Raw genomic sequence first — 21409 nt, forward strand, 5'->3', positions numbered from 1 at the left:
GCCCCTATCCTCCCCACCCCGCCCGACCGCTGGGCAGGGAACCGTCTACAGGAGGCATGCGCGGAGTGTGCTTTCCGTGACTTCCCAGTGACACACGGCTCCCAACCCTCCGGAATCCCAGCGTTTTCATGACGGCGGATTCGGGCCTGCGGGGCTGGTACGCGGGTTGCTGAGGCACTGACGCGCCGCACCGCGAGTCCACGCGGAGCGTGCGGTCGGGCGAGGTCCGGGACACCGGAGCCGTTCGGCGGAACCTCTCGCTCGGAGGCGCTCGGACGTGACGTCGTTGCGGCAGAAAGCGTTGAAGCTGGGTGCGCCGTGGCTGTGTGCCATGGCGGTGGCGTCGAGCGGCGCCGCCGTGGCGGCGCCGCCGGCCAAGGCCCAGCGCGCGGCCACGAAGGGTACGGCGGCCTTCTCCACGCAGACGGTGGTGGAGCGCGCGCGGACGCTGGCGGCCAGGCCCTATCAGGCGCCGCCGAAGTCGCTGCCGAAGGCGTACACGCAGCTCAGCTACGACCAGTACCGCGACATCCGCTTCCGTCCGGAGCGCGCGCACTGGCGCGACGCGGGCCTGCCCTTCCAGGTGCAGTTCTTCCACCCGGGCTTCCTGTTCCAGTCCCCGGTGGTGATGAACGTCGTGGAGGCGGGCCGCTCGCAGCCGCTGCGCTTCTCCCAGGACCTCTTCAGCTACGGCAAGGTCGTCAACAAGGCGTCCCTGCCTCGCAGCGGCGTGGACGGCTTCGCGGGCCTGCGCTTCCACCACCCGCTCAACCGCCCGGACATCTTCGACGAGCTCGCGGTGTTCCAGGGCGCCAGCTACTTCCGCTCGCTGGGGCAGGGCAACCTCTACGGCCTCTCCGCGCGGGGCATCGCCATCGACACCGCGCAGCCGAGCCCCGAGGAGTTCCCGGAGTTTCGTGAGTTCTGGCTGGAGCGCCCGGCCTCCGGCGCGGACCAGGTGGTGGTGCACGCGTTGATGGACGGCCCCAGCATCACCGGGGCGTACCGCTTCACCCTCACCCCGGGCTCGAACACGGTGATGGAGGTGCAGGCCACCCTCTTCTCGCGCCGCACCATCGACAACCTGGGCGTGGCGCCGCTCACCAGCATGTACCTGTTCGGTGAGAACGACCGCGCGAAGTTCGACGACTTCCGGCCGGAGGTCCACGACTCGGACGGCCTCCTCGTCTGGTCCAGGGACGGCGAGCAGCTGTGGCGCCCGCTGCAGAACCCGCGGCAGGTGCGCACCTCCAGCTTCCGCGCGGAGAACCCGCGCGCCTTCGGCCTGCTGCAGCGCGACACGGCCTTCCACAACTACGAGGACCTGGAGGCCCGCTACGAGCGCCGCCCCAGCGCGTGGGTGGAGCCCGTGGGCGAGTGGGGCCCCGGCGCGGTGCGGCTGGTGGAGATTCCGACGCCGGACGAGACGCACGACAACATCGTCGCCTTCTGGGTGCCGGACGCGCCGCTCACCCCCGGCACGCCGCTGCGCGTGGCCTACCGCCTGCACTGGGGCGCGAAGTCGCCCTGGGAGAGCACGGGCGGCGTCGTCACCTCGACGCGCATCACCTCCGCCATCACCCCGGGCATGCCCGTGGGCGAAGGCGTCACGCCGGCCACGCGCCGGTTCATCCTCGACTTCTCGCGTACCGCCCGCGCCGAGGACGGGCCGGTGGAAGCGGTCATCACCGCGGCCAAGGGCCAGGTGCTGCGCTCCACCATCCAGCGCCATGAACCCTCCGGTGGTTGGCGCACCACCTTCGAACTGGAGCCCGAGGGCACCAGTGAACCCATCGAGCTGCGCGCGTTCCTGCGGCGCGGTTCGGAGACCCTCACCGAGACCTGGAGTTATCTATGGATTCCGTGACGACGCCGAACACCTGCCCCTCCGTGACGACCGACTGGGTCCGTCCGGAGACGTGCGTGGCGCTCGACGCCTTCTTCCAGGGCTTCGGCTTCGAAGCCGCCGAGGACCTGGCCGCGCTGGCCGCCTGGGCGCTGGAGGGGGTCACCGCGTCCAACGTGAAGCCGCAGGCCGCCGTGGCCCTGGCCCGTGCCCGCGTGGAGACTTGGCTGACGCGCGTGCTGGACATGGACGTGGTGGGCGAGGGCCGGTTGCTGACGCGTGGCCGCGCCGCCTTCGTCCTCAGCGACGGCGCGCGCTTCGGCGCCGCCGTGCTCACCCGGGACGCGGTGCCGCGCGAGCTGTCCCGCGCCCTGCGCGCCGCGGTGCCGGTGCCGGTGCCAGCGCAGGTCGCCACGCTGATGCCGGAGCAGCAGCTCGTGCTGTGGCCGCTGGGCGAACGCCTGCGCCGCTGGCTGCGAGCCGGCCAGCCGGACATGTCCATCTCCCGCTGACGTCGCCTCCCGCTCCGGGAGATTCCTCGCGAGGTTCCGCCATGCACGCTCATTCGTTCTCCCCGGAGAGCGCCGGCATCCGGCGCCTCTTCGTCCTGGGCCTGGCCGCCGTGTCCACCCTCGGGGGCATCTGGGAGATGCACCGCCTGCTGAGCGCGCGCGGAACCACCATCCCCGAAGGCGCGCTGCTGGTGCTCTTCGCGCTGTGCTTCGGGTGGATTGCCCTGTCCTTCTGGACGGCGGTGGCGGGGTTCCTCCAGCTCGCCGTGAGCAAGCGGCTGCCCGGCCTGCGCTGGCCCACGGCGGAGGAGTCCGCCACGCGGCTCACCGCGCGGACGTCTGTCGTGATGCCAATCCACAACGAGGACCCGGCCTCCGTCTTCGCCAACGTGCAGGCCACCTACGAGTCCGTGGAGGCCACCGGGCAGCTGGACGCCTTCGACTTCTACATCCTCAGCGACTCCACCCGCCCGGAGGCGTGGATCGCCGAGGAACTCGCCTGGGCCGACCTGTGCCGCCGCGTGGGCGGCCAGGGGCGCATCTTCTACCGGCGCCGCACGGACAACACCGGCAAGAAGGCCGGCAACCTCCAGGACTTCTGCGAACGCTGGGGACGCCACTACGACTTCACGATTGTGCTGGACGCCGACAGCCTGATGGACGGCCGCACGCTGGTGACGATGGCGCGGCTGATGGAGCTCAACCCGCGCGCGGGCATCCTCCAGGCGCCGCCGCTGAACGTGGGCCGCAGCACCCTCTTCGCCCGGCTGCAGCAGTTCGCCGGGCGCGTGTACGGGCCGGTGGTGGCCGCGGGCGCGGCGGCGTGGCAGCTAGGTGAGTCCAACTACTGGGGCCACAACGCCATCATCCGCACGGAGGCCTTCATCCAGCACTGCGGCCTGCCCGTGCTCCCCGGGCAGCAGCCCTTCGGCGGCCACATCCTCAGCCACGACTTCGTGGAGGCCGCGCTGATGCGCCGCGCCGGCTACACCGTGTGGCTGGTGACGGAGCTGGGCGGCAGCTTCGAGCAGCCGCCCCCGAGCCTGCTGGACTACGCGCAGCGAGACAGGCGCTGGTGCCAGGGCAACCTCCAGCACCTGAGCCTGGTGGCCGCGGGCGGCCTGCACCCCATCAGCCGGGGCCACTTCCTGATGGGGGTGATGTCCTACGCGGCGTCCCCGCTGTGGCTGCTGTTCCTGATGTCCGGGCTGATCGCCGGCCTCTACGACGGGTGGCTGTCGTTCTCCAACCCGCACCTGCTGGAGGACCTGGGCCCGGAGGCGCTGGCGTTCGACACCACGGGCGCGGTGCGGCTGTTCTCCGTGTCCATGGCCATGCTGTTCGCGCCCAAGTGCTTCGGGCTGCTGCTGGCGCTGGCCAGCTCGCGGGACTCGGCGCGGATGGGCGGCCGGGTGCGGCTGGTGCTGAGCGTGGTGCTGGAGAGCGTGCTGGCCACGCTGATGGCGCCAGTGATGATGCTGTTCCAGTCGCACTTCGTCTTCGGCACGCTGCTCGGCTACAAGGTGACGTGGTCCAGCCAGCAGCGCGACGACGCCGACCTGCCCTGGTCCGAGGCCGCCCGCCGGCACGCTGTTCACACCACCGTGGGCGGGGTGCTGTCAGCGGTGGCGTTCTTCCTGTCGCCCGGGCTGCTGCTGTGGCTGTCGCCCGTCGTGGCCGGGCTGCTGCTGTCCATCCCCCTCTCCGTCTTCACGTCCCGCGCGTCGCTGGGGCTGTGGCTGGAGCGGCTGGGCCTGCTCGTCATCCCCGAGGAGACGGAGCCGCCGCGCGTGCTGGCGCGGGCGCAAGCGGTGGCCGAGGAGCACGCGCTGGAGCCGGTGCGGGACGCGGTGGACCACGTCCTCTCCGATGCCAAGGCGCACGCGCTGCACCTGGCGCTGCTGGAGTCCCAGCCCTCGCCGGCCGCCGTGCCCATGGCGCTGGCCTCCGCGCGGCGCAAGCTGCTGGGCGACGACGTGGAGCCGCTGTCTCCACCGGAGAAGACGGCGGTGCTGCTGGACGCGCACACGCTGACGGAAGCCCGCGAGCGCCGGCTGACGCTCGCGGTCTCCTGAGCGGCAGCGGGACTACGCGAAGAGGCGGCTCAGCACGGCCACCATCTGCGCCACGTCGGTGGCGCACGCCATCTCCCGGATGGAGTGCATGGACAGCATGGGGTTGCCCACGTCCACCGTGCGGATGCCGAGCTGCCCCGCGGAGATGGGCCCAATGGTGCTGCCGCAGCCCAGGTCCGTGCGGGTGACGAAGTGCTGCGGCGTCACGCCGGCCTCGCGGCACAGCGCCGTGAAGAAGGCCCACGACTCGCCATCCGTGGCGTAGGACTGATTCGCGTTCGACTTGATGACCGGGCCCGCGCCCATGTGCGGCTGGTGCTTGGGCTCGTGCATGGACGCGTAGTTGGGGTGGATGGCGTGCGCCATGTCCGCGCTCACCAGGAACGAGTGCGCGATGGCGCGGTGGAACGCGTCCGGCTTGCCGTCGGAGTGCGCCAGCGTCAGGCGCTCCAGCAGCGTGCGCAGGAAGGGGGACGCGGCGCCCTGCGCGCTGCGGCTGCCCACCTCCTCGTGGTCGAACAGGATGACGCCGCTGGTGGCCTCGCGCGAGGCGCTGCTGGAGAGCAGCGCGGACAGGCTGGCGTGGCAGCTGGCCAGGTTGTCCAGGCGCGGCGCGTGGAGGAACTCGCCGTGCGCGCCCGAGCGGATGGACGGCTGCAAGTCATAGAGGCACAAGTCGTAGCCGAGGATGTCCCCCGCCTGCGCCTTCACGCCGCCCTTGGCCAGTTCCTCCAGCAGCAGCCCGTGCAGCTCCGCGGCGCCCGCGCGCTCCAGGCCCAGCACCGGCACCATGTGCTCCTGCGCGTTCAGCTTGACCCCCTCCGAGTTCACCCCGCGGTTGAGGTGGATGGCCAGGTTGGGCACGCGCAGCAGCGGCCGGCGGAAGTCCACCAGGTGCCGCTGCGGGCGGCCCTCCACCATCACCATGACGCGGCCGGCGAGCGACAAGTCACGGTCCGTCCAGGTGTGCAGCAGCACCCCGCCGTAGACTTCCACGCCGAGCTGCTGGTAGCCGTTCTTCGTCACCGCCGCGTTCGGCTTCACCCGCAGGTTGGGAGAGTCCGTGTGCGAACCCACCAGCCGGAAGCCCGCCCGGTCCACGGGCTGGGTGCCCAGGTGGAAGGCGGCGATGCTCGTGTCCCCCCGCGTGATGAACACGCGGGCGCCGGGCTCCAGCGTCCAGGGCTCGCGCTCGTCCAACTGGCGGTAGCCCGCCTGCGTCAGACGGCGGGCCGACTCGCGCACCGCGTGGTACGGCGTGGGCGAGGCGTCGATGTACTCGAGGAGGTCTCCGGCCAGGGCGTCGGTATCGGTGGGGCTCATAGGGCGCCCCAAGCTAACGCCGTCCGGCCCCGCCGCCACTCCCGAAAGTCACCCGCCTACCGGGCGGGCGGGCGTTTCTCGGGAGCCCGTGCGGGGAGGATGGTGGTCGCGGGCCGGGCCCCCGGGGCCGCGTCCAGGAAGGTGCCCAACAACACCCACCTGCGGGACGCCGCCTCCTTCCCCTTCCGGGCCAGCAGCGGCGTCGTGTAGTGCCAGAAAGGCAGCCGATACACGGTGATGCCGCCCACGGTGCTGACGCGCGTCATCTCGGAGAGGTGCCCGTCCTGGGCATAGACGAGGTACTGGTGGTCCACCCCCGGCAGCGTGAGGCTGATGTGCATGTCCACGTAGCCGTCCCGGGCCTCGGGCTCCTCCGGGTGGTGGTCATTGTGGGGCCCGGAGTAGTCCCCCGGCCCGTAGCACAGCGCCTGGATGCCCCACTTGCGCCGCAGCGCCCGGCCCGTCACCGCCGCGGCGAACCCGGCGAAGGTGTCCGAGCGCAGCATGTCGGTCAGCCCCACGGACTCCGCCGCGCGCCACGAGCGGGAGCGGCGGCTCTCCAGCAACGCCGTGCTCACCCGCACCGTCTTGGGCAGCAGCTCCATGTAGTTCATCGTCTGCCCGGAGATGGAGTCCGCCGGAATCGGGTCCTCCATGGGCACCATCGTCTCGCGCATCGCGGCGTCCAACGCATCGCGGCATGCGGCGGCACGGCGAGGGTCGATGACCCCCTGGAGCGACACGAAGGGGCGCGCCGGGTCGAGCAGCGCGCCCACCACGTCACGCGCCTTGCCGTCGAGGATGCGGCGGCCTCGGGGGGTCAGCCAGTCAGCGAACTCTTTGGGGAAGGCCTTCATCGCGGTGGAACATAGCGCCCCACGCAACCTTTACAGCTGACTTGCGATAATCACCGACAAGCTGATTTTCCCGGAGCCCCCTGGCCATGTCCCGCATCGACAGCCGCCCCCGCGTCATCTCGAACCCCACCACCGCGCCCGAGCGGGCCCAGCCGGAGGCTCGGCAGGCGGCCAACGTGGCCCGTGCCACCGCCGTCGGCCACACGCAGGTGAACTCCTTCGAGTCCGCGGCCCGGGCGCGCCCGGCCGTGGCGGCGCAGCCGATTCCCGGCGCGTGGCGTGGGGGCCCGGACACCGAGGTGGGCCGCGCGGTGCGGTCCATGGTGTCGCGGCTCCAGTCGAACCCGGACGCGAACAACATCACCATCAAGGGTGACACCGCGGCCAGCCTGTTCAGCCGGGCCATCCTCGACAGCAAGCACGTGACGAACGAGCAGCTCATCGCCATGGCGAACGTGCCGCTGGAGAGCCTCGCCAGCGACGAGAAGACGAAGGCGAAGGTCTACAAGAAGGTCCCGAACGTGCGCGACCTGCCGGTGCACAAGTTCACCGTGGCGATGATGTCCGCCGCGACGGGCATCGACCCGCAGAAGCTGTCCGAGGCCGTGCCGGACCTGGGCCTGACGGGCGCGCCCAACACGCCGCTGCTCTACGCGGCCAAGGGCGAGGGCATGCAGCGCTCCACCGCGCTGCACGACTTCACCGACTACCTGCGAGGCGCGGGCATCAAGGGCCTGAACAAGGCCGTGTGGGGCGTGGAGAACCGCGTCCTCTCCGCCATCGTCTCCGCCGTGGGCGGCGGGCGCTACTGAGCACCGCCACCACGCAGCGGTAGCACCGGGGCCGGGCACTCCTTCGTGGAGTCCTGGCCCTTCGTTTTCAAGCGTCCTGGAGACGCTGCCGGGCCGCCACCAGCCGCTTCGCGCGCACCTTGCCGGCGACGCCCAGCAGCACGCGGTCCCGGGTCCAGCGCGCTTGCGTGATCGCATCCGCGGCGGCCCAGAGCGGCTCGCACCGCTCCAGCACCGCGCGCTTCGTCAACGCGAGCCCGCCGCCCAGGGCGATGTGCGTGGACGCCGCCTCCGGATCCAGTTGAGCCAGTCCTCGCATCATCACCGCCAGGGCGAGCAGCTCCTCGCGCACGTCGTCCGGCCAACCGAAGCGGCGCCCCACCTGGAGCAGCCAGCCCAGCATCGCGAGCTGGACGTGGCAGTCCTCCACGGTGCGGAAGGGCTTGAGGTAGCGCGCGTAGCCGTCTCCGGGCAGCACGTCCTCCGGGGCCACCGCCACGTCCGCCAGCGACAGCTCCGCGTGGGGCACCTCGGGGATGAAGGGCAGCTCCGGGAGCGCGGTCAGCCGTACACCGGGCCGCTTCGCGTCCACGGCCACCATGCGCAGGCGGTTGCGGCCCTGGGCGTCCTGCCCCTCTGAAGCCACCACCAGCAGCAGCTCCGCGCGCGTGCCCAGCGTGACGAACGTCTTGGTGCCCGACAGGCGCAGGCCCGCGCCGGTCTCCGTCAGCCGTGTCTCGATGGCGTTGGGATGCGCGCCGCCCGGCTCCGTGGCGCACAGGGCAATGGGACGTTCGGCAGGAAGCGCCGGGAACAAGCACCGGTGCGCGGCGTGGTAGCCGGACGCGAAGGCGAACCCCAGCCGGTCCGCGAGGAAGCCCCCGGCCAGCGCCAGGTCGGCGGGCGCGGTGAAGCGGGAGGACAGCGCCAGGTGACGCCGCCACCAGTCCTCCACGGAGTCGAGGACGGTGGGCTCGGCGGATTCGGTGAGCAGGAAATGGAGGACGTCGTTCACGCGGAGGAGTCTACGCCGGGGCACGCATGTCCCGGACGACTTGCCTCACCGATATCGGGCACCTCGCCAGCCCCCCACTCCGTCAACGAAGCCCCAAGGCCTTCGCAGGAGGTCAGGCCCTCCCGCATGGGGAGGGCGCGGCCCCCGCGAACAGGTTCAGCCCGCACGCTTGCGGCTGGGCGACTTCGCCCGCTTCGTCGACTTGCGGGTGTCGGCGGAGGACTTCTTCCCCGCCGCCTTCTTGGCCCCCGCGTCCTTCTTGCTCCGGGACTTGGACTTCGACGCGGACTTCCCGGCGGGCTTCTTCCGGGCCGGCGCCTTCTTCTCCGGGGCCAGGATGGTGCCCCGGCACTGGGGCGCGCCGCAGCGGCAGACGTAGAGCGCCTCGGCGTCCGGCCCCATGTCCTCGGTGCGCTCGTAGCCGTAGTCGTACACCAGCTCATCACCGGGCTCGATGGTGGTGAGGGCGTAGATGTAGATGTGGCCCTTGTCGATGAGGGCTTCGCAGTTGGGCGCACACGAGTGGTTGATGTAGCGCGCCTCGTTGTGAACCGTCCCCGCGTCCAGCACCGTCCGCTTGTCGAGGTTGAACAGGAACGTGTGGTGCCGCGCCATCGCCTCGTCGTCGTAGCGGGTGTCCGCCTCTGCCTGGGTGATGCGCTCACCGAGGTACTCGATGATGCGCGTGCCCTTGCGGATGCGGCGGATGGCGAAGGCGCCCAGGCCCTGGATGGAGGACGGGTGCAGCTCGAAGGGAAGCGGCTTCGTGGAAGGAATGAAGTTGGGTGAGGTCATTCTGTTATGAGCGCCCCAGGTGTTGATGTCGGCCAGGACGCTCCGGCTACGGCGGTGTAGCGTGCACCAGTCCGACTCACGATGAAAGGCGAACGATGATGCGGTGGTGGCTCGTCCTGGGTGCCGTGAACGCGTTCCTCTCCGTCAGCGCGGGGGCCTTCGGCGCGCATGCGCTGCGAAGCCGGCTGCCCCAAGACCTCCAGGTCATCTTCGAGACGGGCGCGCGCTACCACATGTACCACGCGCTGGGACTGGTGGCCGTGGGCTTGCTGGGGCACCTCCGCCCCTCGTCCCTGCTCAACGGCGCCGGCTGGGCGATGCTGGTGGGCATCGTCCTGTTCTCTGGCAGCCTCTATGCGCTCGCGCTCTCCGGCGTGCGCGTGCTGGGGGCCATCACCCCGATAGGCGGCCTGGGCTTCCTCGCCGGCTGGCTCCTGTTCGCGGTGGCCGCCTGGCGCACCACGAGCTGAGCCGCGCTCACTCCCTCCAGGACGGAGGCAGTGGGTAGTACAGGTCGAGGTCGTCGTGGCTGACGAAGCCACACGCCTCCCGCTGCACCATGAAGCACCAGCGCTGGTGCTCGGCTTCCTTGCGCAGGGCCTGGTGGCGGGCAATCCGCGCGCGCCGATCGGCGGTCGGGGGGGAGCTCAGTTGACGTTCCACCTCGGACAGCTCCCGCAGCGTCTCCTCCAGCTTCACTTCCAATTTCCGGAGCGAGGAGGCCTTCTCCGTCTGGAACTCGGCCTCTAGCGCCTGCAGTGCGTTCGAGCGGTCTTGGAAAGCCATGCCCGTCGAATTAACACCCAGGCCTTCCCGCCGCCCGAGCTTGCCCGCTCCACCCCGAGAGAGAGGGGACGAGCCCTCTCTCACGGCGGCACGGACGCCTACGGACGCGACACCGGCTCCGCCTTCACCTGGGCGAAGAGCCGCTCCACGTCCGCCCGGCAGCACAGGTCCGTTCCCTGGGTGAGCAGCGCGGCCGTCCCGGAGGCGATGCCCCAGCGCAGCGCGTCCTCCGTGGGCTGGCCCCGCGCGAGCGCGAGCGTCATCCCCGCGACAAAGCTGTCACCCGCGCCCACCGAGCTGCGCGTCCGCACCGGAGGCGGCGTGGCCCGGAACTGGGCGGAGCGCGTCGTCACCAGCGCGCCGTCCGCGCCCATGGACACCGCCAGCACCTCGGCGCGGCCCTGGGCCACCAGCTCGCGGGCCGCGGCGGCCTGGGTGGCGAAGTCCTCCGTTGACACGCCGCTCAAGTCCCGCAGCTCGCGGCGGTTGGGCTTGGCCATGAACACGCCCTCTTCCAGCGCGGCCCGCAGCGGCGGCCCGTTGGTGTCCACCACCACGCGCACGCCCAGGCGCTTCCCCAGCCGGGCCACGCGGGCATAGAAGTCCTCCGGCACGCCGGGCGCCAGGCTGCCGCTGGCGACGATGAAGGCCGCGCCCACTGCCACGTCCTCCAATGCGTCGAGGCAGCGCTGCCACTCGAGCTCGGACAGCGTGGGCCCCGGCAGGATGAAGCGGTACTCGCGCGCCCCCGTGCCCTCCGCCACCGTGAAGCTCTCCCGGGTCCCGTCCCGCAACGGCACGGAGCGGCGCAGCAACCCCTTGGCCTCCAGGAGCTCCTCCAGCAGGCTCCCGGTGGCCCCGCCCCGCGTGTAGACGGCGATGGACTCACCGCCCAGCTCCCGCACCACCCGCGCCACGTTGATGCCGCCCCCACCCGGGTCCCTGCTCACGGGGCCACAGCGCAGCTTGTGCTCCGGGGTGACCTCCGGCACGGACGTGGCCACGTCAATGGTCGGGTTGAGCGTCAGGGTGACGATGTGTGGCATTGCGAAGAGCCTCCTGGGTGCATGGACGCGAAAGCGCAGAGCCTGCCCCACCCCACGCGCCTTCGCCAGCCACCCGAGCGCGCCAGGTCGCTCCGTCCCACGGGCAACACCCCACCCGCCGCATGGGGCCCTAGGGGGTTGCCTTCCCAGGTAGGCTCGCGAAGATGCGCCCCCATGACTCCGCTCCGTCGCCCCTCACGAGATGAGCTGGACGCAGCCACCGGTCGCACCATGCCGGACGTCATCGCGCCCCGGCTGCGCGTGCTCTTTTGTGGCATCAACCCCAGCCTCTACTCCGCGGTGGTGGGCTACCACTTCGCGCGGCCCGGCAACCGCTTCTGGCCCACGCTGCACGCCGCGGGCATCACCCCGCACACGTTCCAGCCCACGGAGCAGGCCGCCTTGCTCGCGCTGGGCTACGGCATCACCAACGTGGTGGACCGCGCCACCGCCACCGCGGACCTGCTGAACCCCGCCGAGCTGGCCCAGGGCGCGAAGGCGCTGGACGCCAAGGTGGCGCGCTACCAGCCCCGCTACCTCGCGGTGCTGGGCGTGAGCGCCTACCGCATCGCCTTTGGCCGTCCCAAGGCCGCGCTGGGCTCGCAACCCGAGCGCCTGGGCGACACGCGCTTGTGGGTGCTTCCCAATCCCAGCGGGCTCAACGCGCACTACCAACTGGACGCGCTGGGCCGCCTTTTCGCCGAGCTGCGACGCGCCGTGGAGCAGGGCTGACGACTCCCGGTGCGAGTCCACGGCGCCGCGCACACCGTGCCTTGACCCATGGGTGCGCCCGCATGCAACGCTCCGCTCCAGGTTCCCCCCGACCTGCAAGACAACAGGCGCCCCCACCTGGAGCAGACCCCATGGCCTCGAAGGCTTTCGCAGCAATCATGAACGTGTCGCAGCTGCTCCTGGAGCGCGGCTTCGAGACCGCGACCGTCTCGGAGGCCCTGGGCAAGGTGGGCGTCGCGCTCGACGTCGACCGCGTCTACATCTTCGAGAACGCCACCAGCCCCACGGGCGAGGCGCTGTGCCACCAGCGCTACGAGTGGACCGCGGCCGCGGCCTCCGCGCAGTTGGACAACCCCGAGCTCCAGAACGTCTCCTACGCGGAGGTCCTCCCCTCCTGGGTCGGGCCGCTGTCCTCGGGCAAGGCCATCCAGGGACCGCCCCGGGAGTTCGCGTCGCCCGCCCGGGAGCTGCTGGAGAGCCAGGACATCCGTTCGCTGCTGGTCTGCCCCATCACCGTGGGCGGCGAGTGGTGGGGCTTCGTGGGCTTCGACGACTGCAGGACGGAGCGCCAGTGGCCGCCGATGGAGGTCTCCGTGCTCCAGGCCCTCTCCAACGCGCTGGCCGGCTCGCTCCGCCACGCGCGGCTGCGCAGCATGCTGTCCGGCGTGCAGTCCCAACTTCGCACCATCATCCAGCGCTGCGAGACGACGGCGTCCTGACGCGCGCGCCCGTCCGCGAGGCCTCAGCGAAGGAGGCCGGCCTCGCGGGCGAACCCGGCCACCACGGGCGCCACGCGCTCGAAGGCGGCGGCGTTGCAGGCCAGCAGCCCTCGGCGGTTCTGGAGCTCCGAACCGTCATAGGCATACGGCGTCCCACCCAGGTCCGTGAGGATGCCGCCCGCCGCGCGCAGCACGGCTTCGGGGGCGCAGTTGTCCCAGCGGTAGCTCTTGTCGCTGACGTGCAGGTAGAGGTCGCAAGCGGCCTCCGCCAGCAGGCCGCACTTGAGGCCCACCGAACCACACGCCTGCTCATGGGTGATGCCCAGCCGCCGGGCCACCGCGTCCGTCAGGCGCGAGCGGTGTGAGCGGGACACCACCAGCCGCAGCGCGGACGGCTCCGCCGTGTCCGACACCCGCAGGGCACGGCGCCCCTTCGCGTCCTCCACGAAGCCGCCCTGCCCCACCACGCCCCCGTACAGCGTGTCTCCGACGGGCCGGTACACGACGCCCAGCGTGGCCTTCCCCGCGATGGCGAGCCCGATGTGGATGGCGAACTCCCCGTTGCGGTTGACGAACTCCTGCGTGCCGTCCATGGGGTCCACGAACCAGCAGCGCTCGAAGCGGCTCGCGCCGGAGGTGTTGTCGGACTCCTCGGCCACCACGCCGTCCGACGGGAAGGCGGCGCGCAGCGCTTCCACGATGAAGGCGTTGGCGCGCTCGTCGGCCTCGGTGACGGGCCCCATGCCATCCGCCTTGTCATGGACGGCGAAGCGCGTGGCGTAGACCTCCAGGAGGATGGCGCCCGCCTGGCGGGCAACGCGGCGGGCGGTGTCGAGTTCGGCGTCGAGCGTGTGCATGCAGTGGCCACAGTCTGCCCCTCCGTGCGCCTCCAGTCACGGGTGCGCGGGCTCCGGAGGGAGGTCGACGATGAAGGTGGCGCCCTTCCCGGGCAGGCTTTCGACGCGAATCGTCCCGCCGTGCGCCTCCACGAGCCGCCGGGTGATGAAGAGCCCCAACCCCAGGCCTCCGTAGTTGCGGGACGCGGCGCGCTCGAAGCGCTCGAAGATGCGCGACTGTGCCTCCAGGGGAATGCCCATGCCATGGTCCTGGATGCGGATGCGAGCGTCCTCCCCGACGCGGGACACCTCCATGCGGATGGGCGCGCCCGCGCCGTACTTCAGCGCGTTGGTCAGCAGGTTGATCATCACCTGCTCTATCCGGAGCCGATCCCACCGCCCCAGGACAGGCGCGGGCGCCACCAGCTTGAACACGCAGCCCGCCCGGCCCATCTGCCCCCGCAGGTGTCCCGTGACGTCGCGGGCCACCGCCGCCAGGTCCATGTCCTCGCGCCGCAGGTCCACCTGGCTCTCGTTGACGCGCGACACGTCCAGCAGGTGCTCCACCAGGTGCGACAGCCGCCGGAGCTGGTCCCCGAAGACATCCAGCATGGCGGCCACCTTCTCCACGGGAATCTGGCCGGACTCCTGCCGAGTCAGGGTGCGCGTCAGCTGCTGCACGCGCAGCTTCATGGAGGTGACGGGCGTCTTCAGCTCATGCGAGGCAATCGACAGGAACTCGTCGCGACCGCGGATGGACTCCTGGGCCTTGCGATAGAGCTCGGCGTTCTCGATGGCGAAGGCGGCGCGCTGCCCCAGCTCCTCGGCCAATGCCCATTCGCGGGGGCCATACGGACGCCCCGGCTGCGCCGAGACGACGGACAGCACGCCCAGGATGGGGCCCCGCGCCCGCAGCGGGACATTCAGGGCGGCCCGAGCGCTCAGCGCCCTCACCGCGCTCCACCGCTCGTCCTGGAGCCCCTCCGGGTCCAGCAAGCCCACGGCATCCGGGGACGACTCCGAGCGTCCCGTCTCCAGCACCCCGTAGGGCCCCTCCCGCCGACTGGAGGCGGGGGGATGGGCCTGGAGGAACTCGCGAACGGTGCGGCCCCCTTCGGGTGAACTGGCGGCCACGGCCACGGGGCGCAGCGCCGCGTCCTTGTCCAACAGGGAGACGACGCACAGCTCGCCCAAGGTAGGGACGGACAACTCCGCCACGCGCTGGAGCGTGGTCTCCGAGTCGAGCGACGTCACCAGCGCCTGGCTGGCCTCCGACAGGAAGCGCTGCCCCAGCTCCAGCTGCTTGAGCTCGGTGACGTCGGTGGAGATGCCGCACAGCGCGTACATCGTGCCCGACGAGTCGATGAGCGGGAACTTCTGCGTGAGGTGGGTGTGGACGCCGTCTTCCAGGGGGATGCGCTCCTCCCGCTGGACGAGCTCCCCGGTGGTGAAGACAGCCTGGCTCGTCTCATGGAAGCGCGCCGCCAGCGGCCCGGAGAAGAGGTCCAACGTGGACTTGCCAGCGACCTCCTGGAGCGTGTGGTGGAAGAGCCGCTCCCACTCGCGGTTCACGAAGATGTAGCGCTCCTGTCGGTCGAGGATGAAGAACACGGCGTTGGCGTTGTCCAGGATGGCGCGCAGCCGCTTCTCGCTCTCGGCGAGCGCGTCCTCGGCGCGCTTGCGCTCCGTCACGTCGGTCAGCACCGCGAGCGAACGAACCATCCGGCCCGACGCGTCCCGCTCCGAGATGGCGGAGAGGAGGACGTCGACCACCTCGCCGTTCTTCTTCAGAATCTGGTACGGCACGTCCTTGCAGATGCCCGTCTTGTAGAACGCTGGCAGGACGTGCTCGGTCGCGTACCGGCGAGACTCCGGCGTGAAGAAGTCCACGGAGCGGCGGCCCAGGACCTCCTCGCGCGAATAGCCCAGGGTGCGCAGCCAGAACTCGCTGACGCTGAGCAGCCGGCCCTTTGGGTCGATGGAGTGCATCATCGCGGGCGTGTGCTTGTAGAGGCTGCGGAACTTCTCCTCCTCCGCGCGAAGCGCGGCCTCCGTCTGTTTGATGGCGGTGATGTCCCGGAACACGGACACCGCGCCGTACGCATCTCCCGCCGGGTCGGTGAGCACTCGCGCGCCCACCAGCAGCCAGAGCCCCTTGGGGTGGCGGGCGTTGCGGACGTAGAGCTCCGCCTGGTCCACCGCCTCGCCACGCAGCAGGGCGCGGCTGAGCGGCAGCTGCTCGGTGGGATAGGGCGTCACGGTGTCGGGGAGGTAGAGCCCGAAGTACTTCGACCACTGGGACATTGGCATCTGCGGCGGAGGCAGGGCGCCGAACATCTGCTGGGCCATCGGGTTGAGGAGGATGAACCGGCCGTGCCGGTTCACCACCGACACGCCATCTCCCATGCTGAGGAAGACCGCCTCCAGGATGCCGAGCGGGCTGCCACCCTCTTCGTCCGCGAAGGCATACCCTTCGGGCCGCGTGCCCTCTTCCCGGGCGAGCGGAGCCGACATCCAAGTGCTGTCTTCCAGGTGGTCCATGGGAGGGTCGCGTCCAGCGCAAGGAGGCAACGAGGCGCCCTCCCCGTTGGCGTGCCTCCCGTCCACCAACGGCTTCTGGACGCCCTTCCTCGTCAACAATGTTGTCTCGTGGCCACGCCGCCAAGCCGCGCATTCCGACAAGGCCATCGCTCGGTGAAGAAGCCCGTTATAGGAAGGGGCCGTCCCACCGCTTGGAGCCGCCATGCCCGTCACCCTCCGTCCCGCCAGGTCCTCGGATGAGCCCGCCCTGGGCCGCATGGGCGCGGCGCTCGCCCGGCAGCACCACGCCTTCGACTCCGCGCGCTTCATGCTCCCGGACGACGTGGAGTCGGGCTACCGCTGGTGGCTGGGCCGCGAGGCGAGGAAGCCCGACGCCGTTGTCCTGGTCGCGGAGCTGGACGGCGAGCTCGTGGGCTACGCCTACGGCCGCGTGGAGGGCGTGGACTGGAATGCCCTGCTGGACCGCAGCGGCGGCTTCCACGACCTCTGGGTGGAAGAGCAGGCCCGCGGCGCGGGCGTGGGCGTCCTGCTCGCGGAGGAGATGATGAAGCGCCTGACGGCCCTGGGCGTGCCGCGCGTCGTCCTCCACACCGCCGCGCGGAACGCGACCGCGCAGCGCCTGTTCGCGAAGCTGGGGTGGCGCCCCACCATGGTGGAGATGACGCGCGAGGCGCCCGCGGCGAAGGACTGAACCTCCGCCAGCGGCGCCACCTCCCCGCGTCCGAGGAGAGCGGATGCAATCATCCGACCACGGAGACGTACTGGCCGCGATGAGAGGGAGGTCGGAATGAACTGGCTGAGCGGACGCCTCAGGTGCGTCGTGGTGGCATGGGTGCTGGTGGCGTCGCTGGCGGAGGCGGCGAACCGGAAGCAGGAGGTGGACCGGTACATCAGCGGGTTCCACCAGAAGGGCCTGTTCAACGGCACGGTGCTCGTGGCCAATGAGCAAGGCCTCCTCCTCAAGAAGGGCTATGGCTCCGCGAATTTCGAGTGGAAGGTGCCCCACGCGCCGGACACGAAGTTCCGCATCGGCTCCATCACCAAGTCCTTCACGGCGACCGTCATCCTGCAGCTCGTCGCCGAGGGAAGGCTCCAGCTTGATGACCCCATCACGAAGCACCTGCCGGACTACCGGGGTGACACCGGTGGGCGCGTCACCATCACCCACCTGCTGAACCACACCTCCGGCATTCCCAGCTACACGTCGGCCCCCCACTTCAAGGCCGACTCGGTCAACCCCTACGGCGTCGCGGAGTTCGTGAAGAAGTCCTGCAGCGGCGACCTGGCGTTCGAGCCCGGCACGAAGTACGCGTACAACAACTGCGGCTACTACCTGCTGGGCGCCCTCATCGAGCAGCTCACCGGCCAGACGTATGCGCAGGCCGTGCGGGCGCGCATCTTCGGGCCGCTGGGCATGAACGACTCCGGCTATGACGTCACCGCCACGGTGCTGCCCAAGCGCGCCAGCGGCTACACGTCCACGCCAGGCGGGTACGTCAACGCGCCCTACCTCGACATGGGCCAGCCCTATGCCGCCGGCGCGCTGTACTCGACGGTGGAGGACCTGTACCGCTGGGACCGGGCCTTCTACGGCGACACCCTGATGCCCGCGGAGCTCAAGCAGAAGATGCTCACCCCGGGCCTTCAGCACCATGGCTTCGGCTGGGTCATTGCTCCCCTGCAACTGCATGACGGCAAGACGCAGGTTCCGGGCATCTTCCACAGCGGCGGCATCAACGGCTTCTCCTCCCTGCTGGTCCGCGTGCCCGAGCGCAAGGAGGTCGTCATCCTGCTCGACAACGCGTCCCACGGCGGCCTCCAGGAGATCGCGGGCGGCGTGCTGAGCATCCTCCATGGCATCGCCCCACGGCCGGCGCGGATGCCCATCGGCAAGGTGCTGGTGGAAGCCCTCGGCAAGGGCTCCGCCGCCGAGGCCATCGCCACCTACCGCGCGCTGAAGCAGACGAAGGGAGCCCAGTACGACTTCGGCGAATCGCAGTTGAACACGGTGGGCTACCACCTCCTGCGCGGCGGGCGCGTGGCGGACGCCATCGAGGTGTTCAAGCTCAACGTGGAGATGTTCCCCCAGGAGGCCAACTGCTACGACAGCCTCGGCGAGGCCTACGCCGCCCACGGCGACAAGGAACAGGCCATCGCCCACTACCGCAAGTCCCTGGAGCTGGACCCCAAGAACGAGAACGCGGTGAAGGTGCTCAAGGCGCTCGAGCAGCCCGCCGCGACGCGGTAGGCCGCGAGCCTCCCGACGAAAGCACCGGGCCGGGTGCCGCCAGCGTGGGCGGCACCCGGAAGGCGGCGCGCGCCAGGGACTACTTCCCCTTGGCCTGCTCCTTCGTCCACGAGTCCTTCAGCGTCACCGTGCGGTTGAAGACGGGCTTGCCCGGCTTCGAGTCCTTCGGGTCCACGTAGAAGTACCCGGTGCGCTCGAACTGGTAGCGCGACTCCACGGCGGCATCCGCCAGCATCGGCTCGACGCGGGCGTCACGCAGCGTCTGCAGGCTGACCGGGTTGAGGAACGTGGTGAAGTCCTTGGCCTCGTCCGCGTCCGGCGCCTCCACGGAGAAGAGCCGGTCATAGAGGCGCACCTCCGCGACGGGCGCGTTGCCCGGCACCCAGTGCAGCGTGCCCTTCACCTTGCGGCCGTCCGGCGCGTTGCCGCCGCGCGTGGCCGCGTCGTACGAACAGCGCAGCTCCACCACGTTGCCCGCGGCGTCCTTGATGACCTGCTCGCACTTGATGAAGTACGCCGAGCGCAGCCGCACCTCCTTGCCGGGCGCCAGCCGGAAGAACCCCTTCGGCGGGTCCTCCATGAAGTCGTCCGCCTCGATGTACAGCTCGCGCATGAAGGGCACCTGGCGCGTCCCCAGCTCCGGCTTCTGCGGGTGGTTCTGCACCTCCAGCAGCTCCGTCTGCCCCTCCGGGTAGTTCTCCAGCACCACCTTCAGCGGGCGCATCACCGCCATGGCGCGCGGGGCCGTCTCGTTGAGGTCCTCGCGGATGCACAGCTCCAGCAGGCTCATGTCGATGAGCTGCTGCGCCTTGCCCACGCCCACGCGCGTGGCGAAGTCCCGGATGGACGCCGGGGTGAAGCCACGGCGGCGCAGGCCGGCGATCGTCATCATCCGGGGGTCATCCCACCCCGTCACGAAGCCCTCCGTCACCAGCTTGAGCAGCTTGCGCTTGCTCATCACCGTGTAGTTGAGGTTCAGCCGGTTGAACTCGTACTGGTACGGCCGGTCCCCGGCGACGAGGCTGCGGACAATCCAGTCGTACAGCACGCGCCGGTTCTCGAACTCCAGCGTACAGATGGAGTGGGTGATGCCCTCAATCGCGTCCGACAGGCAGTGCGCGAAGTCGTAGAGCGGGTAGATGGGCCACGCGTCGCCGGTGCGGTGATGGTGGGCGCGCCGGATGCGGTAGATGGGCGGGTCGCGCAGCACGGGGTTGGGCGACGCCATGTCAATCTTCGCCCGCAGGGTGTGCTGGCCGTCGGAGAACTCGCCCGCGCGCATGCGGTGGAACAGGTCCAGGTTCTCCTCCACGGAGCGCTCGCGGTACGGGCTGTTGCGCCCCGGCGTGGTGAAGTCGCCGCGGTACTCGCGAATCTCCTCCGGGGACAGGCTGCACACGTACGCCTTGCCCTGCTTGATGAGCTGCACGGCGAAGTCGTAGAGCTTCGGGAAGTAGTCGGACGCGAAGAACTTCCGGTCCGCCCACTCGAAGCCCAGCCACTTCACGTCACGCTGGATGGACTCGACGTAGTCGGTGTCCTCGGTGACAGGGTTGGTGTCGTCGAAGCGCAGGTTGCACTTGCCTCCGTATTGCTGCGCCAGCCCGAAGTTGAGGCAGATGGACTTGGCGTGGCCGATGTGGAGGTAGCCGTTGGGCTCGGGCGGGAAGCGGGTGTGCACGCGGCCCGCGTGCGTTCCCTTCCGCCGGTCTTCCTCGATGATTTCCTGGAGGAAGTTCAGGCCCTGCGTTTCGTTCGTCGTCGTCATGATGGGGGTGAATCCTCGTGAAGCAGCCGGGGGCCGGCAAGGGATTCCTACCTCAGGTGCCGCCCGGCCGGGCCTCCAGACGAAGGCTTGCGCCTTGAAGCGCGCGGAGACCGCGCCCGAAGCCGTAGGAGAGAACCCCGGCGGAGGCCCACTTCATCCCCCCGTCCGGAAGGCGAGGGGCCGGGCCCCTCTCCCTCTGTCAGAGGGACGCGAGCAGCGACTCCCAGTCCTTCAGGGCGCGGTCGGCGGACAGCTCCTCGGCGCGGCGCCGGGCCCGGGCGGACAGGTCGGCCCGGTGCACATCGTCCTGGACGATTCGCGCCAGGGCGTCCGCCAGCGCCTGGGGCTGCTCCATGGGCACCAGGGCGCCGTGCTTGCCATGCTCCAGCACCTCCGCGGGGCCGGAGGGGCAGTCGGTGCTGACCACGGGGCAGCCCAGGGCCAGCGCCTCCAGCAACACCATGGGCAGCCCCTCGAAGCGCGAGGACAGGGCGAAGGCCGCCGCCCGCCGCATCAGCGCATGCGGGTTGGGCGCGAAGCCCGGCAGGAAGACGGAGTCCTCCACGCCCAGCGCCTTCACCAGCGCCTTCAGCTCCGCCTCCAGCGAGCCCTCCCCCAGGATGAGCAGGTGCTGGTCCACCCCGGCCTGGCGCATCAGCGCGTGGCTCCGGATGAGCACGTCGAAGGCCTTCTGGTGCTCCAGCCGTCCCACGGCGATGACCACGGGCTTGCGGAAGAGGGGCTCCGCCCAGTCCGGCAGCGGCTGCTCACCGGCGGCGCGCACGCGGTCGCCATCCACGAAGTTGGGGATGACGTGGAGCTGCTCCGGCCGCACCGGCACCAGGTCCTGGAAGGCCTTCGCGGAATCGTGGCCGCACGCGACGATGCGGCTCATGCGCGGGTAGAGCCACCGCAGGCCCCAGAGCTGCCGCCGGGGCTGCTCCAGGTGGAAGGCGCCCCAGTCGAAGTGAATCATGCCCACCACGGGCTTGCGCAAGAGCCGCCCCACCAGACACGCCAGCAGCGCCGCCCGGCCCTCCTGCCCCGCGACGATGACGTCCACGTCGCGCGCCTCGCGCACCAGCCGCCAGAAGAAGCGCGGCAACATGCCCCGCCGATACTCGAAGGCGTCGGTGCCCCAGACGACTTCGGTGCGTCGCGGAATCCGGTCGCTCTGGCTCTTCGGATGGGGCCGGTGGTGGAAGAACATCTTCGTGTCGAACCGGCTGGGGTCCAGCCCCGCCAGCACGTTGCACACGGACCGTTCGATGCCGCCCGAGCCCAGGAACACCAGCGTGAACAGCACCCGCTTGCGCGCGGCTACTGGAGGCGCCTCGCCCTGTGTCGTTACGAGCATCACCCGCACTCTCGCGCGCTTCGAGACACCGCGGTCCAGAACCTTCGGAGTGACAGGGCTCCCCCGGCTCCAACCTGACCCACCTGCGGTGTAACCAACTTGCATTCGCTCCGCCACCCCCCGGCTCAGCTAGGGTTCGCTTTATTCCAAGCCAATTCTAGA

At 70.5% G+C, this 21409-nt stretch carries 19 protein-coding genes; 9 read left to right on the plus strand and 10 right to left on the minus strand.

What is annotated here, in order from left to right:
- The first annotated feature begins 277 nt into the window (after positions 1 to 277).
- From HV826_RS31385 to mdoH, 3 genes are read left to right on the plus strand one after another with little or no spacing between them, the layout of a single operon-like run.
- Entirely contained in the window at positions 278 to 1867 is a 1590-nt protein-coding gene (locus HV826_RS31385) for a glucan biosynthesis protein (protein ID WP_176420743.1), read from the plus strand.
- Positions 1855 to 2358 (plus strand): hypothetical protein, encoded by a 504-nt coding sequence (locus tag HV826_RS31390; RefSeq protein ID WP_176420744.1) that lies wholly within the window; start codon positions 1855 to 1857, stop codon positions 2356 to 2358. Before HV826_RS31385 ends, HV826_RS31390 begins: the two co-directional genes overlap by 13 nt.
- Before the next feature lie 41 nt (positions 2359 to 2399).
- On the plus strand, positions 2400 to 4433 hold the full coding sequence (gene mdoH, locus HV826_RS31395; RefSeq protein WP_176420745.1) for a glucans biosynthesis glucosyltransferase MdoH: 2034 nt from the start codon (positions 2400 to 2402) through the stop codon (positions 4431 to 4433).
- A 12-nt stretch (positions 4434 to 4445) separates the two neighbouring features.
- Here the strand turns inward: mdoH and HV826_RS31400 are convergent, their stop codons facing one another.
- Both HV826_RS31400 and HV826_RS31405 read right to left on the minus strand, forming a co-directional pair.
- The gene (locus HV826_RS31400; protein WP_176420746.1) at positions 4446 to 5756 is read right to left on the minus strand and encodes a M18 family aminopeptidase; all 1311 of its coding nucleotides are present in this window, start codon (positions 5754 to 5756) and stop codon (positions 4446 to 4448) included.
- 56 nt (positions 5757 to 5812) lie between these two features.
- Complete coding sequence (locus tag HV826_RS31405; protein ID WP_176420747.1) at positions 5813 to 6613, minus strand: hypothetical protein; 801 nt, start codon at positions 6611 to 6613, stop codon at positions 5813 to 5815.
- An 86-nt stretch (positions 6614 to 6699) separates the two neighbouring features.
- On the opposite strand from HV826_RS31405, the gene HV826_RS31410 reads away from it, so the two are divergent.
- Complete coding sequence (locus HV826_RS31410) at positions 6700 to 7425, plus strand: hypothetical protein (RefSeq protein WP_176420748.1); 726 nt, start codon at positions 6700 to 6702, stop codon at positions 7423 to 7425.
- A 67-nt stretch (positions 7426 to 7492) separates the two neighbouring features.
- Here the strand turns inward: HV826_RS31410 and HV826_RS31415 are convergent, their stop codons facing one another.
- Positions 7493 to 8419: an acyl-CoA dehydrogenase family protein gene (locus tag HV826_RS31415; RefSeq protein WP_176420749.1), complete on the minus strand. Its 927-nt coding sequence runs from the start codon at positions 8417 to 8419 to the stop codon at positions 7493 to 7495.
- A gap of 156 nt (positions 8420 to 8575) precedes the next feature.
- Positions 8576 to 9214 (minus strand): SET domain-containing protein, encoded by a 639-nt coding sequence (locus HV826_RS31420; RefSeq protein ID WP_176420750.1) that lies wholly within the window; start codon positions 9212 to 9214, stop codon positions 8576 to 8578.
- A 95-nt stretch (positions 9215 to 9309) separates the two neighbouring features.
- Between HV826_RS31420 and HV826_RS31425 the strand changes: the two genes are divergently transcribed.
- Positions 9310 to 9684, plus strand: a complete 375-nt coding sequence (locus HV826_RS31425) for a DUF423 domain-containing protein (protein WP_176420751.1) — start codon at positions 9310 to 9312, stop codon at positions 9682 to 9684.
- 7 nt (positions 9685 to 9691) lie between these two features.
- On the opposite strand, the gene HV826_RS31430 is transcribed toward HV826_RS31425, so the two are convergent.
- Both HV826_RS31430 and HV826_RS31435 read right to left on the minus strand, forming a co-directional pair.
- Positions 9692 to 10000 carry a hypothetical protein gene (locus HV826_RS31430; protein ID WP_176420752.1) on the minus strand — a complete coding sequence of 103 codons (309 nt, stop codon included), beginning with the start codon at positions 9998 to 10000 and terminating at the stop codon, positions 9692 to 9694.
- A gap of 98 nt (positions 10001 to 10098) precedes the next feature.
- Entirely contained in the window at positions 10099 to 11046 is a 948-nt protein-coding gene (locus HV826_RS31435; protein WP_176420753.1) for a 1-phosphofructokinase family hexose kinase, read from the minus strand.
- 231 nt (positions 11047 to 11277) lie between these two features.
- Between HV826_RS31435 and mug the strand changes: the two genes are divergently transcribed.
- Positions 11278 to 11778 carry a G/U mismatch-specific DNA glycosylase gene (gene mug, locus HV826_RS31440; protein ID WP_176420764.1) on the plus strand — a complete coding sequence of 167 codons (501 nt, stop codon included), beginning with the start codon at positions 11278 to 11280 and terminating at the stop codon, positions 11776 to 11778.
- 131 nt (positions 11779 to 11909) lie between these two features.
- On the plus strand, positions 11910 to 12497 hold the full coding sequence (locus HV826_RS31445) for a GAF domain-containing protein (RefSeq protein WP_176420754.1): 588 nt from the start codon (positions 11910 to 11912) through the stop codon (positions 12495 to 12497).
- A 23-nt stretch (positions 12498 to 12520) separates the two neighbouring features.
- Here HV826_RS31445 and HV826_RS31450 read toward each other — a convergent pair whose 3' ends face one another.
- Positions 12521 to 13354, minus strand: a complete 834-nt coding sequence (locus HV826_RS31450) for a 3'(2'),5'-bisphosphate nucleotidase CysQ (RefSeq protein ID WP_176420755.1) — start codon at positions 13352 to 13354, stop codon at positions 12521 to 12523.
- 36 nt (positions 13355 to 13390) lie between these two features.
- The gene (locus HV826_RS31455; RefSeq protein WP_255207855.1) at positions 13391 to 15847 is read right to left on the minus strand and encodes a PAS domain S-box protein; all 2457 of its coding nucleotides are present in this window, start codon (positions 15845 to 15847) and stop codon (positions 13391 to 13393) included.
- A 229-nt stretch (positions 15848 to 16076) separates the two neighbouring features.
- Here HV826_RS31455 and HV826_RS31460 point away from each other — a divergent pair, with 229 nt between their 5' ends.
- Both HV826_RS31460 and HV826_RS31465 read left to right on the plus strand, forming a co-directional pair.
- Positions 16077 to 16565, plus strand: a complete 489-nt coding sequence (locus HV826_RS31460) for a GNAT family N-acetyltransferase (RefSeq protein WP_176420757.1) — start codon at positions 16077 to 16079, stop codon at positions 16563 to 16565.
- Positions 16566 to 16661: 96 nt separating this feature from the next.
- Positions 16662 to 18122, plus strand: coding sequence for a serine hydrolase (locus HV826_RS31465; RefSeq protein ID WP_176420758.1), 1461 nt, complete (start codon positions 16662 to 16664; stop codon positions 18120 to 18122).
- 79 nt (positions 18123 to 18201) lie between these two features.
- Here the strand turns inward: HV826_RS31465 and HV826_RS31470 are convergent, their stop codons facing one another.
- Together HV826_RS31470 and HV826_RS31475 are read right to left on the minus strand one after the other, a co-directional pair.
- On the minus strand, positions 18202 to 19890 hold the full coding sequence (locus tag HV826_RS31470) for a glutamine--tRNA ligase/YqeY domain fusion protein (RefSeq protein ID WP_176420759.1): 1689 nt from the start codon (positions 19888 to 19890) through the stop codon (positions 18202 to 18204).
- 199 nt (positions 19891 to 20089) lie between these two features.
- Positions 20090 to 21247, minus strand: a complete 1158-nt coding sequence (locus HV826_RS31475) for a glycosyltransferase (RefSeq protein ID WP_176420760.1) — start codon at positions 21245 to 21247, stop codon at positions 20090 to 20092.
- Between the last annotated feature and the right edge of the window lie 162 nt (positions 21248 to 21409).

It is taken from the genome of Myxococcus sp. AM010 (genome assembly GCF_013372585.1).
GTDB lineage: Bacteria > Myxococcota > Myxococcia > Myxococcales > Myxococcaceae > Myxococcus > Myxococcus vastator.

Coding starts and splice junctions, on each gene's coding strand:
- HV826_RS31390 (WP_176420744.1), top strand. CDS start 1,855: ATGGATTCCGTGACGACGCCGAACACCTGCCCCTCCGTGACGACCGAC.
- mdoH (WP_176420745.1), top strand. CDS start 2,400: ATGCACGCTCATTCGTTCTCCCCGGAGAGCGCCGGCATCCGGCGCCTC.
- HV826_RS31400 (WP_176420746.1), bottom strand. CDS start 5,756: ATGAGCCCCACCGATACCGACGCCCTGGCCGGAGACCTCCTCGAGTAC.
- HV826_RS31405 (WP_176420747.1), bottom strand. CDS start 6,613: ATGAAGGCCTTCCCCAAAGAGTTCGCTGACTGGCTGACCCCCCGAGGC.
- HV826_RS31410 (WP_176420748.1), top strand. CDS start 6,700: ATGTCCCGCATCGACAGCCGCCCCCGCGTCATCTCGAACCCCACCACC.
- HV826_RS31420 (WP_176420750.1), bottom strand. CDS start 9,214: ATGACCTCACCCAACTTCATTCCTTCCACGAAGCCGCTTCCCTTCGAG.
- HV826_RS31425 (WP_176420751.1), top strand. CDS start 9,310: ATGATGCGGTGGTGGCTCGTCCTGGGTGCCGTGAACGCGTTCCTCTCC.
- HV826_RS31430 (WP_176420752.1), bottom strand. CDS start 10,000: ATGGCTTTCCAAGACCGCTCGAACGCACTGCAGGCGCTAGAGGCCGAG.
- HV826_RS31435 (WP_176420753.1), bottom strand. CDS start 11,046: ATGCCACACATCGTCACCCTGACGCTCAACCCGACCATTGACGTGGCC.
- mug (WP_176420764.1), top strand. CDS start 11,278: ATGCCGGACGTCATCGCGCCCCGGCTGCGCGTGCTCTTTTGTGGCATC.
- HV826_RS31445 (WP_176420754.1), top strand. CDS start 11,910: ATGGCCTCGAAGGCTTTCGCAGCAATCATGAACGTGTCGCAGCTGCTC.
- HV826_RS31450 (WP_176420755.1), bottom strand. CDS start 13,354: ATGCACACGCTCGACGCCGAACTCGACACCGCCCGCCGCGTTGCCCGC.
- HV826_RS31455 (WP_255207855.1), bottom strand. CDS start 15,847: ATGTCGGCTCCGCTCGCCCGGGAAGAGGGCACGCGGCCCGAAGGGTAT.
- HV826_RS31460 (WP_176420757.1), top strand. CDS start 16,077: ATGCCCGTCACCCTCCGTCCCGCCAGGTCCTCGGATGAGCCCGCCCTG.
- HV826_RS31465 (WP_176420758.1), top strand. CDS start 16,662: ATGAACTGGCTGAGCGGACGCCTCAGGTGCGTCGTGGTGGCATGGGTG.
- HV826_RS31470 (WP_176420759.1), bottom strand. CDS start 19,890: ATGACGACGACGAACGAAACGCAGGGCCTGAACTTCCTCCAGGAAATC.
- HV826_RS31475 (WP_176420760.1), bottom strand. CDS start 21,247: ATGCTCGTAACGACACAGGGCGAGGCGCCTCCAGTAGCCGCGCGCAAG.